A 12,998-nucleotide genomic window follows, 5' to 3' on the forward strand; every position below is an offset into this window, starting at 1 on the left:
GGATGCCCCGAAAAATATCTGATTTTCAGAAGAATTCAGCAGGTAATAGTACATATGGGTAAAGCTCTCGTTATCGTCGAGTCCCCGGCAAAAGCCAAAACGATCAATAAGTATTTAGGCAATGACTACGTGGTGAAATCCAGCGTCGGTCATGTGCGCGATCTGCCGACGAGTGGCTCAGTCAGTAAAAAGAGCGCGGACTCAACGACTAAAGATAAAACGAAAAAGAAAGTCAAAAAGGATGAGAAATCCGCGCTAGTTAATCGTATGGGCGTCGACCCTTATCATGGCTGGAAAGCCAACTACGAAATACTGCCGGGTAAGGAGAAGGTTGTCTCCGAATTAAAAACGCTGGCGGAAAATGCCGACCACATCTATCTCGCAACCGACCTTGACCGCGAAGGGGAAGCCATTGCCTGGCACCTGCGGGAAATCATTGGTGGTGACGATCAGCGTTTTAGCCGCGTGGTGTTTAACGAAATCACGAAAAATGCCATTAAACAGGCATTTGAAAAACCAGACACGTTGAATATTGACCGCGTGAATGCCCAGCAGGCGCGCCGGTTTATGGATCGTGTGGTGGGTTACATGGTTTCCCCGCTGCTGTGGAAAAAAATTGCCCGTGGTCTGTCCGCGGGGCGCGTGCAGTCAGTTGCGGTACGTCTGATTGTCGATCGCGAGCGTGAAATTAAAGCGTTCGTGCCGGAAGAATATTGGGAACTGCACGCTGATTTGCTGGCAGGCAGCGATATTCAACTGCAAATGCAGGTGACGCACCATAACAGCAAGCCGTTTAAACCGGTTAATAAAGAACAAACGCATGCGGCGGTCAGTCTGCTTGAGAACGCGCGCTATGTGGTTGCCGATCGTGAAGATAAACCGACCAGCAGCAAACCGGGCGCGCCGTTCATCACCTCCACGCTGCAACAGGCGGCCAGTACGCGTCTTGGCTTCGGCGTGAAAAAGACCATGATGATGGCGCAGCGTCTGTACGAAGCGGGTTACATTACCTACATGCGTACCGACTCGACGAACCTCAGTCAGGATGCCTTGACGATGGTGCGTGGCTATATTGGCGAAGAATTCGGTAAGCGCTATCTGCCGGAATCAGCGAACCTTTACAGCAGCAAAGAAAACTCACAGGAAGCGCACGAAGCGATTCGTCCTTCCGATGTTGGCGTGCTGGCCGACAGTCTGAAAGATATGGAAGCTGATGCGCAGAAACTGTATCAGCTGATCTGGCGCCAGTTCGTCGCCTGCCAAATGACGCCTGCGCAATACGACTCCACCACGCTAATCGTGGAAGCGGCCGATTATCAGCTGCGTGCCAAAGGTCGTACGCTGCGTTTCGATGGTTGGACGAAAGTCATGCCTGCGTTGCGTAAAAATGATGAAGATCGCACGTTGCCGACCGTGGCCGTGGGCGAAGTGCTGTCGCTGCAAAAACTGCTGCCAGGGCAACACTTCACCAAACCACCGGCACGCTACAGCGATGCCTCTCTGGTTAAAGAGCTGGAAAAACGTGGGATTGGTCGTCCGTCTACCTACGCGTCTATTATTTCAACCATTCAAGATCGCGGCTACGTTCGAGTGGAGAACCGCCGTTTCTATGCCGAGAAAATGGGTGAAATCGTTACCGATCGACTGGAAGAAAACTTCCGCGAATTGATGAATTACGATTTTACCGCACGGATGGAAAGCCGCCTCGATCAGGTCGCCAATAATCAGGCGGAATGGAAAGCGGTATTGGATGAGTTCTTTAACGAATTTAGCCAGCAGTTGGAAAAGGCAGAACAGGATCCTGAAGAAGGCGGTATGCGCCCCAATGCGATGGTGTTAACCAGCATTGACTGCCCAACCTGCTCTCGTCAAATGGGGATCCGTACTGCCAGTACTGGCGTGTTCCTGGGTTGTTCCGGCTATGCACTGCCGCCGAAAGAGCGCTGTAAAACCACGATCAACCTGATACCAGAAACCGAAGTGCTGAACGTGTTGGAAGGCGATGATGCCGAAACCAACGCGTTGCGTGCCCGCCGCCGCTGTGAAAAATGTGGTACGGCGATGGACAGCTATCTGATTGATAATCAGCGCAAGCTGCACGTTTGCGGGAATAACCCAGCCTGTGACGGATATGAGATCGAAGCTGGTGAGTTCCGCATCAAGGGCTATGATGGCCCGATTGTTGAGTGCGAGAAATGTGGCTCAGAGATGCATCTCAAAATGGGACGCTTCGGTAAATACATGGCGTGCACCAGCGAGACATGTAGCAACACGCGTAAGATCCTGCGTAATGGCGATGTGGCTCCACCGAAAGAAGATCCGGTGCCGTTGCCTGAGTTGCCTTGCGAGAAGTCTGATGCCTATTTCGTATTGCGTGACGGCGCGGCAGGGGTCTTCCTTGCGGCCAATACGTTCCCGAAATCTCGCGAAACGCGGGCACCGCTGGTAGAAGAACTGGTGCGATTCAAAGATCGTTTACCGGAAAAACTGCGCTATCTGGCTGATGCTCCTGCGGCCGATAACGACGGCAACAAAACGCAGGTGCGTTTCAGCCGTAAGACCAAACAGCAATATGTCTCGTCAGAGAAAGACGGTAAGGCAACAGGCTGGTCAGCGTTTTACATTGATGGCAAATGGGTTGAAGGGAAGAAGTAACCTCTTTCTGTCACCCCGCGCATAACCCGGTTATGTGTAAGACATCGCTAAATCAAGCCAGCCGCAAGGCTGGCTTTTTCGATCGCAGAAAATCTCCAGATAAAACAGGTGCATGAAGATTGTCCTGCGGTAGCATGAGGATTGTTGATCCGTGATAGAGAATCATGCGGTTTACCTCGGTGATAATCGCACGCACCGCGTTCTTTATCGCTGCCGCCATGCAAAAATGGTTATATAAAAATAATTTTTATGATTAAATGACATTAATTGATGGAAATATGCGCCAGACGGTTAAGACGCAATCAAATCAATAAAACGGAACGTCGTCAGAACGTCGTGAGATGCCACGCGCACACTTCAATTGGGAATGGGATAAATTATGAAACTACAACAGCTTCGTTATATTGTTGAAGTTGTTAATCACAACCTGAATGTATCTTCTACCGCAGAAGGGTTGTACACCTCCCAGCCGGGGATCAGTAAACAGGTCCGCATGCTGGAGGATGAGTTGGGCATTCAGATTTTTGCCCGTAGTGGAAAACACCTGACACAGGTGACGCCAGCCGGACAGGAAGTCATCCGCATTGCACGTGAAGTGTTGTCGAAAGTCGATGCTATCAAAGCGGTCGCCGGAGAACATACCTATCCCGATAAAGGGTCGCTGTACGTGGCGACTACGCATACGCAGGCGCGCTACGCGCTGCCAAGCGTCATTAAAGGCTTCATCGATCGCTATCCTCGCGTGTCGCTGCACATGCATCAGGGCTCGCCGACGCAGATTGCTGAGGCCGTTGCGAAAGGATCTGCGGATTTTGCTATTGCGACCGAAGCGCTGCATTTGTACGACGATCTGATCATGCTGCCGTGCTACCACTGGAATCGCGCGGTGGTAGTAAAACCTGATCACCCGCTGGCGTCCAAAACCGATATTTCCATCGAAGAATTGGCCGCTTATCCTATCGTCACCTATACCTTTGGTTTTACGGGGCGCTCCGAACTGGATACCGCGTTTAACCGCGCTGGCCTCACGCCGCGTATCGTCTTTACCGCAACGGATGCCGATGTGATTAAGACCTACGTGCGTTTAGGGTTGGGTGTCGGGGTGATTGCGAATATGGCGGTCGATCCGCAGACGGAAACCGATCTGGTGACCATCAACGCGAACAGCATCTTCAGCTACAGCACGACGAAAATTGGCTTCCGCCGCAGCACGTTCCTGCGCAGCTACATGTACGATTTCATCCAGCGGTTTGCCCCGCATTTAACGCGCGATGTCGTCGATTCTGCCGTGGCGCTGCGTTCGAATGATGAAATTGAAGCGATGTTCAAAGATGTGACGCTGCCCGTGAAGTAAGCGTTATCAGACGTGCATGAGCACTAACGTAAAAAAGCCAGACAGTGTCTGGCTTTTTGTCATCTGGCGATCACTCACTCTTCACCAATAACACTTCACACAATCATTTCCGTAAAGTGTTCTGCCTGGTTATCAGGCAGAGGCTGTCGTCGTGACGGCGTCCGCAGGGGCATCGGTGACATCCTGCGTCATACGTGTCAGTTTCGGCGCAGTCAGCAGCATCAGAACGGCGATGATGCCCGTAACGATACCAATCTGCATGAAGACAGTGCTGTAAACCTCAAGAGACGCGTGCGGGTCTACAACGTTCTCAGGCACGGCCATCATATTCGCAACGTAGCCTGCGATAATCGCAGCACCGGCTGTAGTCAGGAACCAGGCACCCATGATAAAACCCATCAGACGCTGTGGCACCAGTTGGGCGACCATCGCCAGACCCAGACCGGAAATCATCAGCTCACCGATGCTTTGTAGCCCGTAGCAGAGGATCAGCCAGTTGACGGACACAATACCCTGATCGTTCGCCATGCTGGCACCCCACGGCAGCACCAGAAACGCGCCGGAGCACAGCACCATACCAACCGCAAACTTGTGCGCCATCGGCAACTGGTCGCCCATTTTGTTATAAATCGCAGCCAGAAGCGGGCTGGCTACCATGATCCAGAACGGGTTGAGCGCCTGGTACTGCTCCGGCTCAAAAGCAAAACCTAAAATTGAATGCTCAACGTTGCGAATGGCAAAGAAGTTCAGCGATGTTGGCATTTGGCTATACAACACAAAGAAGACAACGGCTTCTAACATTAGCAATAACGCGACGATCATTTTCCGCCGTTCAGCGCCTTGAACAGCAAACATCTCTTTGATGAAAATAATCACGACGACCATGGCAATTAAGGCCAAAATCCAGCGAGCGATACTTTGATGGTGTAACAACCAAGTGGACACCGCGATCAAAGCAGCAATACCAATCAGCGAATTCAATAGTTTTGGCAAATGAATCGGTTGGAAATCTGGCTGAGAACCTTGTGTGTTGACCCACTTGCGGCAGAACATAAAGTTAACCAGCGTCAGAATCATACCGACTACGCTAAGAGAGAAGGCCACGCTCCAGCCATAGTGTGCGGCAAGCCACGGCGTAGCCAGCATAGAAAAGAAGGAGCCGATATTTATCGCCATATAGTACATGGTGAAGGCACCGTCCAGACGCGGATCGTCTTTCGCATAGCAGGTAGACAGCAGGGCCGACGGGTTAGCTTTAAACAATCCGTTACCAACGGCGATGGTGGCCATACCGATATACACCCACGTCACACTGTGGCCTGAATAAGCAATCATGGTGTAACCGATCGCCAGCACGATAGCACCCAGTACGATCACACGTTTAGTGCCGAGGACTTTATCACCCAGCCAGCCGCCAATGGCGACGAAACCGTAGACCAGCGCACTGAATGAGGAGAAAAGGGTAATGGAGTCGGTTTCGGACATACCCAGCATTTTGACCAGATAGACCGCCATAATGCCTTGCAGACCGTAGTAGCCAAAACGCTCCCACAGCTCGATGCTAAAGATGAGATAAAACGCTTTTGGTTGTTTGAAGGCGTTCATGCTGACGCTTTCAGGGGATTCGCTGTTGTTGTTTGCTGTTGACACAAAGACCTCTGATTTTACCTGTCTCGTTTTTTTTAACGAGAAAATAACAAGAGTGAGGCAGTGAAACTGCAACCTCTTTTGACTAGTTATGGGAAGGAAAAACGGCGCTATATTGACGTGATTTTACGGACAGACAAGTCATTTGACATGTTTTGTTACAAGTGGTTTTTGTCGCGGGATAAAACCAGAAATTAAATGTTATGCAGAGTTTAATTTCATAACTTGCTTTTGCTTCAAATTATTATCTCGGTTTGTTGTATTTTGTTTTTCAAAAAGGGATATAATCTGCCTTTTTGTTGAAATCAAGATAATATCATTAACTATGAATGAATATGCGGTTTAATCTTTTGCATATCACTAAATATGTAGTGAGTATAAAAATCCATCAAATGCGTACGATAAAATAAAATACGACATAATCACGCAAGGTGACATTCAATCACTAAATTTTCTATTAAAAATAACTTATTAGCCTTAAATAGTGGTTACTTGTACTTTTATACAGGCTTTTGGGTAGAAGAATCCGCTACAACGCATCGAATAAACCGTCAGAGCAGAGTTGCCTGAGCAATAGGACGCAGAGAACACGCGGTTCACGTTGAGAGTGAGAGAGCGAAAGACAAAGTGGAGTGTGGAATAACCGATAAAGAAGGTCTGGCGCTCCAGACCACAGCAGATTAGGCGTCGACCTTTTCGCCGAACTCACATAGATCTTCAATCAGGCAGGAGCCACAGCGCGGTTTACGGGCAATGCAGGTGTAACGACCATGCAGGATTAACCAGTGATGGCAGTCGACTTTAAATTCTGCCGGAACGACTTTCAGCAGTTTTTCCTCTACCTGTTCGACATTTTTACCCGGAGCGAATCCTGTCCGGTTACTGACGCGAAAGATGTGAGTATCAACGGCAATCGTCGGCCAGCCAAATGCGGTATTCAGAACGACGTTTGCTGTTTTTCGGCCTACACCGGGTAAGGCTTCCAGTGCGGTGCGATCTTCGGGAACCTGCCCCTGATGCTTTTCCAGTAACAAACGGCAGGTCTTAATGACGTTCTCCGCTTTGCTGTTAAACAGGCCAATCGTCTTGATGTAGCCTTTAACGCCGTCTACACCGAGTTCAAGCAGGGCTTCCGGCGTGTTGGCAACAGGGTAGAGCTTTGCCGTTGCTTTGTTGACGCTGACATCGGTTGCCTGTGCGGAAAGCAGTACGGCGATCAGCAATTCAAACGGCGTGCTGAAATGTAGTTCAGTCGTCGGATGGGGATTGTTGTCGCGTAAACGCGTTAAGATCTCAATCCGCTTGGTCTTGTTCACAGCGATTCCCCTACGGCACCGGTCACCGGTGCAGTTTTCCCTTCGGCAACAGCAGCACGGGCTCGGCGTTGTTTCATTTTCTCATCGATCAAATATTTCACTGCCAGCAACAGTCCCAGACCGATAAATGCGCCCGGTGGCAACATCGCCAGCAGGAAAGGGGAATCAAGGTGGACAACCTCAATGCGGAGAACCTTAGCCCAACTGCCCAGCAGCAAATCCGCGCCGTCGAATAGCGTGCCGTTACCCAGAATCTCACGTAAAGAACCGAGTACCACCAGTGCGCTGGTCGCCCCCAGGCCCATTGCCATACCGTCAATGGCGGAAGGGAAAACCGCATTCTTGGAGGCAAAGGCTTCTGCCCGGCCGATAACGATACAGTTCGTCACGATCAGCGGAATAAAAATCCCCAAAGATTGATATAACCCGTAGGCGTAGGCGTTGATCAGCATCTGTACGGTGCTGACCACCGAGGCGATGATCATGACGTAAATGGGAATACGGATTTCCGCTGGCACCCAGCGGCGTAGCGCGGAGACAGCCATGTTGGTACAGGTGAGAACCAGCGTGGTTGCCAGCCCTAATCCCAGCGCGTTAGTCGCGGTTGATGACACAGCCAGCAGGGGACACAGGCCCAGCAATTGAACCAGTGCTGAGTTGTTTTTCCATAACCCTTCAACGAAAAGTGCTTTGGTTTGACTCATTGGTTCTCTCCACAGGCGGACAGCGTATTGATTTGTGATGGCAGCGTTTGCAGGTAAAGGGCGCTGCGTTTTACGCTATTAATAACGGCGCGTGGCGTAATGGTGGCGCCGGTAAATTGATCAAACATTCCGCCTTCCTTTTTCACTGCCCAGCGGGTGTCATGCTCGCCCTGTACCACTAGCCCAGTAAACCGAGTGATCCAGTCAGAAATCCGCACTTCGATTTTATCACCCAGCCCCGGTGTTTCATGGTGTTCGGTCACGCGGACGCCGAGTACCTTACCGTGAAAATCGGCACCAACCAGCAGCCGAATCGCTCCAGAATAACCATCCGGCGCGGTACTTTCCAGTGCGGCGGCGACCGGTTCACCATTCTGACGAGCGATGAAAACGCGGTGCGGTGCTGACGACCCCAATGCTGGATTAGTGACAACGTAACACTCTTTCTGAATGTCACTATTGTATAACTCGGCGGGAACGACCTGATCCAACAGCATCTTTTGTTGCAGCATCGCCTGATGCGAAATTGTGGGTTCCGTTAACATGTTCACGATGGCTGTAATTGCCGTCGTGAATGCCGCAAACAGAGCCAGTGTCATCGCGTGGCGGCGCATAGTGGTAAACATGGTCTGCTCCTTAGCGATGATGGCCGTAAGCGCGTGGCTTGGTGTAATAGTCGATCAGCGGCACGGTGATATTTGCCAGCAGAACGGCAAATGCGACGCCATCTGGGTAGCCGCCGTAGGTACGAATCAACCAGACCAGTAACCCAATCAGCGCCCCGAAAATCAGACGACCCCGGTTCGTGGTTGATGCGGTAACGGGATCGGTCGCAATGAAAAATGCGCCAAGCATAGTGGCACCGGACAGCAGGTGTAGCAGCGGTGGCGCGAATTTCTCCGGTGCGATGATCCAGCTTAGTGAGGCGCAGAACATCAGCGACAGCAGGAAACTGACCGGAATATGCCAGCGAATGGTGCCGCGCATCAGCAAAAACAGCCCGCCGATGAGAAAACCGATATTCACCCACTGCCAGCCAATACCGGACAGCGATTGGGCAAACATCGGCTGTTGCAGAATGTCCTGCGGCGTTTGGCCTGAGCGCAGGCTGGTTTTAAACGTATCCAGCGGGGTGGCCTGACTGACGCCATCAACATTGTGCATCAACTGCTGCATGGTGTGTCCGTCAGGCGTGTGTCCGGTAAAGATGATCACTAACGCATCATGAAAATCGACGGCAATGGTTTGCAGCGGCACAGGTGGCAGCCAGCTCGTCATCTGAACCGGGAAAGAGATCAGCAGCACTACATAGCCAATCATCGCGGGGTTAAAGGGGTTCTGCCCTAAGCCGCCATATAGCTGTTTGGCGATAATGATAGCGAAGACAGTTGCCATGACCACCATCCACCAGGGGGCTAGCGGCGGCAGACTGATGCCAAGCAGCACGGCGGTCAGTAGGGCGGAATTATCAGCCAGCGTGGTGCGTACGGCAAATTTTCTCAGTGACAATGTCACGCCTTCTGCGATAAGCGCAGTGGCGGACGCCAGCCCAACCTGAATCAGGTTACCGTAACCAAAGAAATAGACCTGCGCCAGCATGCCAGGCAGGCAGGCCAGAATGACCAACAGCATGATGCGCTGTGTGCGCTGCTGGTTATGTGTGAACGGTGAACTCGCAATTCTAAAAGCCATTTATTCCTCTTGATATGACGATGCCTGCGCGGCTTTACGGGCTTTACGGGCTTTAACGCGAGCGATAGCGGCGGCAACGGCAGCCTTACGCGGATCTTCCGGTTCTTGTACTTCCACGACGGCGATCGGCTCTGGCACCACGTCAGGGGTAGCCGACGGAACAGGCTCTTCCACGTTTGTTGTAGATTGCTGCGCGGCTTTACGAGCTTTAACGCGAGCGATAGCGGCAGCCACGGCAGCCTTACGCGGATCTTCTGGCTCTTGTACTTCAACAACGGCGACGGGTTCTGCTACTACGTCAGGGGCAGACGCCGGAACAGACTCCTCCGTGTTTGTTGTCGATTGCTGCGCGGCTTTACGAGCTTTAACACGCGCGATAGCGGCAGCCACGGCAGCCTTGCGTGGATCTTCTGGCTCCTGTGCTTCCACGATGGAGATAGGTTCTGCCACTACGTTGGAAACCGCAGGCGCCGCCGCTTCTTCCGTACTTTCCGGGCTTACCTCAGACTGCTGTGCAGCCTTACGCGCTTTAACGCGTGCCAGAGCGGCGGCCACGGCGGCTTTGCGTGGATCGTCAAGCTCGGCAGAGGGAACATCAACTGCTGGCGTTTCTTGCTGCACCTGTTTTTCACGTGACCGTTCTTCACGCAGCTGTTCTTCACGTATTAATGCTTTGCGGGCAGCGCGCGCGGCGATGGCGGCACTGTTATCCGGCTGTGCATCAGGGATTACCTCGATTGGCGAACCGACCTCTGTTGCGGCGGTTTGCTTACGGCGTACGCGCTCCAACGCCGCCTGAACGGCATCTTTATCCGTGGTGGATACGCCAGCCGCAGCCTGTTTATGGCGCAATTCGCGAGCCGCTTTTTCTCGTTCCAGACGGGCCTGTTTAGCATCAAAACGTACTTTGGCTTGCGCGGCACGCTGTGCCTCTTCGTCGATGGCCCGAATTTCGGCCTTTTCCTGACGGTAATACTGTACCAGCGGAATATTGCTGGGGCAGACGTAAGCACAGGCACCACACTCGATGCAGTCAAAAAGATGGTGATTGCGGGCTTTTTCGTGTTCCTGCCCACGGCTGAACCAGTAAAGCTGCTGCGGCAAGAGTCCCGCCGGACAGGCATCGGCACATTTGCTACAGCGAATACAGGATTGTTCTTCGGCAACCGGCTCCATTTCCGTGTGTGACGGCGCGAGCAGGCAGTTGCTGATTTTGACGATAGGCACATCCAGCGACGGCAGGGTAAAGCCCATCAGCGGCCCCCCCATCACCACCATCGGCTGCTTATTGACGTGGAAGCCGCCCTGTTTGAGCAGGTGACGTACTGGCGTACCCAGTCGTGCCCAGACGTTGCCGGGCTGACGCAAGGCTTCACCCGTTAGCGTCACCACGCGTTCGGTGAGCGATTCGCCGTCGATCACGGCACGTTTGATAGCAAAAGCCGTACCGACGTTCTGCATCAGCACGCCAATGGCGGCGGAGTGTTTACCGAACGGCACTTCTTTGCCAGTCAGAATCTTGGTGAGCTGCTTGGCACCGCCTGACGGATATTTGGTTGGGATGACGCGCAGCTGCATGTCGCTGCGCTTACCCAAGGCCAGCCGCAGGGCGCTGATGGCTTCCGGTTTGTTATCTTCTATCCCAATAAGAATGCGTTTTGGCTGCAATAGGAATGACAAAATCTCGACGCCCTGAATAATCTCCTCGGCGCACTCCTGCATGAGTCGATCGTCGGCGGTAATATAGGGTTCACACTCTGCGCCGTTGATAATCAGGGTTTCAATCCCGCGCATCCCGCCTTGTAACTTGGCTGCGGTAGGGAAACCTGCACCGCCTAAGCCTGCAATGCCAGCCTGATGCAGATGGGCAAGCAGGGTATCAACGCTTTGTGCGCGATAATCCGTAAAGGTCTGGCGCTCGCACCAGCGATCGTCGCCATCCGGCACGATGATGATGCTGAGTTCGGACAGACCAGATGGATGCGCCGTCGTGTGCTGACGAATCGCGTTCACCGTTCCCGACGTCGGTGCGTGAACGGGCAACGTGCGGCCTTTTCCCCGCGTTAACGGCTGACCGCGCAGGACTTTATCGCCGACGCTGACGCAGATCTCGCCTTCAGGGCCAAGATGCTGCTTGAGCGGAATAATGAACTGTTCTGGCAGCGGAATCTGGCGCAGTGGTATCTGGCTGGACTGCGTCTTCATTTCCGGCGGATGAATGCCTCCGTCGAAATCCCAGATCCTGTCTTTTTTAAAGGCGGAAAACAGCTTAAGCATGTCGTTCTACTTGAATAACGCGTACTGGAATCGTATCGAGATCCCATTTCCAGTTAGCGGGAGTCGGCGCGATAGGACGTAATTCGATACAGTCTGTCGGGCAAGGGGAGACGCAGAGATCGCAGCCGGTGCACAAATCGCTGACGACGGTGTGTACCGCTTTGGTACTGCCGATGATGGCATCAACCGGACAGGCCTGAATGCACTTGGTGCAGCCGATGCAGTTGCTTTCATCGATCCAGGCAACATGGCGTGCGGGGGCTTGAACATCGGCGTCGCCTTCCAGCGGCTGCGGATCGACGTTGAGCTTTTCAGCCAGCTTCAACATCATCGCTTCGCCGCCGGGGCCACACTTATTAATACTTTCACCATTCAGCGCGACCGCTTCGGCGTAAGGCCGACAGCCGGGGTAACCGCACTGGCCGCACTGACTTTGTGGCAGCATGGCTTCCACTTCTTCCACGATCGGATCGTTTTCGACTTCAAACCGACGGGAGGCGTAACCGAGCACCAGACCGAATGCCAGCGCGAGTGCGCTTAATGCCGCAATGGCGATCCAGATAGCGGTCATCAGAATTTCACCAATCCGGTAAAGCCCATAAACGCCAGCGACATGAGGCCGGCGGTGATCAGTGCGATAGACGAGCCTCGGAAGGGCGCGGGAATATCCGACACGGCGAGACGTTCCCTAATGGCGGCAAAGAGCACCATCACCAGCGAGAAGCCGGCCGCGCCGCCGAAACCATAAATCGTCGATTGCAGGAAACCGTGTGACAGGTTGATGTTGAGCAGAACGACGCCAAGCACTGCACAGTTGGTGGTAATCAGCGGCAGGAAAATCCCCAGCAGGCGATATAGCTCAGGGCTGACTTTGCGTACGAACATCTCGGAGAACTGTACCACCACGGCAAGCACCAAAATAAAAGCCATGGTGCGCAAATAGAGAATATCGAGCGGAACCAGAATAAATTCGTTGATAAGCCAGGAGAACATGGAGCCCAACGTCATAACAAACGTGGTCGCCATGCCCATGCCAATCGCCGTCTCGAGTTTTTTGGACACACCCATAAAGGGGCACAGCCCAAGAAACTTCACTAAGACGAAATTATTTACCAGAAGGATGCTAACAAAGAGCAATGCGTATTCGGTCATTACGGTGCCTAGAAAACAAAACCGGACTATTATCAGGCATTGTTGGGTTTTCGACAACATACCCAAAGTAGGGTTATCGCCGTCCCCTTCAAGGGGCGGAAGGTCAGATTCGCTTAATAAGAGAAGCGCCGGGCTATTATACAGTAACGAGCAGGGCGTTCTGCGTAATATCCCGGAAGTAAATTATTGCATAACTATGCT

The 12,998-nt window shown here is 52.6% G+C and carries 10 protein-coding genes; 2 read left to right on the plus strand and 8 right to left on the minus strand.

From position 1 onward, the window contains the following. The first annotated feature begins 54 nt into the window (after window positions 1-54). Both topA and cysB read left to right on the plus strand, forming a co-directional pair. Window positions 55-2,655, plus strand: a complete 2,601-nt coding sequence (gene topA, locus BUB06_RS01635; protein WP_039473052.1) for a type I DNA topoisomerase — start codon at window positions 55-57, stop codon at window positions 2,653-2,655. Window positions 2,656-3,034: 379 nt separating this feature from the next. Next, on the plus strand, window positions 3,035-4,009 hold the full coding sequence (gene cysB / locus BUB06_RS01640; protein WP_010295182.1) for an HTH-type transcriptional regulator CysB: 975 nt from the start codon (window positions 3,035-3,037) through the stop codon (window positions 4,007-4,009). Between the two features lie 132 nt (window positions 4,010-4,141). On the opposite strand, the gene dtpA is transcribed toward cysB, so the two are convergent. The 8 genes from dtpA to rsxA all read right to left on the minus strand — a co-directional run bounded on the left by dtpA (window position 4,142) and on the right by rsxA (window position 12,797). Beyond that, the gene (dtpA, locus tag BUB06_RS01645) at window positions 4,142-5,659 is read right to left on the minus strand and encodes a dipeptide/tripeptide permease DtpA (protein WP_039473054.1); all 1,518 of its coding nucleotides are present in this window, start codon (window positions 5,657-5,659) and stop codon (window positions 4,142-4,144) included. 677 nt (window positions 5,660-6,336) lie between these two features. After that, the gene (gene nth, locus BUB06_RS01650; protein WP_039473056.1) at window positions 6,337-6,972 is read right to left on the minus strand and encodes an endonuclease III; all 636 of its coding nucleotides are present in this window, start codon (window positions 6,970-6,972) and stop codon (window positions 6,337-6,339) included. Further along, the gene (locus BUB06_RS01655; protein WP_039473058.1) at window positions 6,969-7,676 is read right to left on the minus strand and encodes an electron transport complex subunit E; all 708 of its coding nucleotides are present in this window, start codon (window positions 7,674-7,676) and stop codon (window positions 6,969-6,971) included. The genes nth and BUB06_RS01655 overlap by 4 nt, the downstream gene beginning before the upstream one ends. Then, window positions 7,673-8,302: an electron transport complex subunit RsxG gene (gene rsxG, locus BUB06_RS01660; RefSeq protein WP_010295173.1), complete on the minus strand. Its 630-nt coding sequence runs from the start codon at window positions 8,300-8,302 to the stop codon at window positions 7,673-7,675. The genes BUB06_RS01655 and rsxG overlap by 4 nt, the downstream gene beginning before the upstream one ends. Before the next feature lie 10 nt (window positions 8,303-8,312). Further along, entirely contained in the window at window positions 8,313-9,368 is a 1,056-nt protein-coding gene (gene rsxD / locus BUB06_RS01665) for an electron transport complex subunit RsxD (protein ID WP_039473061.1), read from the minus strand. Beyond that, a complete protein-coding gene (rsxC, locus tag BUB06_RS01670; RefSeq protein WP_039473063.1) occupies window positions 9,369-11,645 on the minus strand; it encodes an electron transport complex subunit RsxC in 2,277 nt (758 codons plus the stop codon). Beyond that, window positions 11,638-12,216 (minus strand): electron transport complex subunit RsxB, encoded by a 579-nt coding sequence (gene rsxB / locus BUB06_RS01675; protein WP_039473065.1) that lies wholly within the window; start codon window positions 12,214-12,216, stop codon window positions 11,638-11,640. The genes rsxC and rsxB overlap by 8 nt, the downstream gene beginning before the upstream one ends. After that, the gene (gene rsxA / locus BUB06_RS01680; protein WP_011093834.1) at window positions 12,216-12,797 is read right to left on the minus strand and encodes an electron transport complex subunit RsxA; all 582 of its coding nucleotides are present in this window, start codon (window positions 12,795-12,797) and stop codon (window positions 12,216-12,218) included. Before rsxA ends, rsxB begins: the two co-directional genes overlap by 1 nt. Window positions 12,798-12,998: the final 201 nt, after the last annotated feature.

The sequence above is a fragment of the Pectobacterium carotovorum genome (assembly GCF_900129615.1).
Lineage (GTDB): Bacteria > Pseudomonadota > Gammaproteobacteria > Enterobacterales > Enterobacteriaceae > Pectobacterium > Pectobacterium carotovorum.

Bases quoted from the DNA above. Each gene is read 5' to 3' on its own strand.
- topA (WP_039473052.1), top strand. From the start codon at position 55: ATGGGTAAAGCTCTCGTTATCGTCGAGTCCCCGGCAAAAGCCAAAACG.
- cysB (WP_010295182.1), top strand. From the start codon at position 3,035: ATGAAACTACAACAGCTTCGTTATATTGTTGAAGTTGTTAATCACAAC.
- BUB06_RS01655 (WP_039473058.1), bottom strand. From the start codon at position 7,676: ATGAGTCAAACCAAAGCACTTTTCGTTGAAGGGTTATGGAAAAACAAC.
- rsxG (WP_010295173.1), bottom strand. From the start codon at position 8,302: ATGTTTACCACTATGCGCCGCCACGCGATGACACTGGCTCTGTTTGCG.
- rsxD (WP_039473061.1), bottom strand. From the start codon at position 9,368: ATGGCTTTTAGAATTGCGAGTTCACCGTTCACACATAACCAGCAGCGC.
- rsxC (WP_039473063.1), bottom strand. From the start codon at position 11,645: ATGCTTAAGCTGTTTTCCGCCTTTAAAAAAGACAGGATCTGGGATTTC.
- rsxB (WP_039473065.1), bottom strand. From the start codon at position 12,216: ATGACCGCTATCTGGATCGCCATTGCGGCATTAAGCGCACTCGCGCTG.
- rsxA (WP_011093834.1), bottom strand. From the start codon at position 12,797: ATGACCGAATACGCATTGCTCTTTGTTAGCATCCTTCTGGTAAATAAT.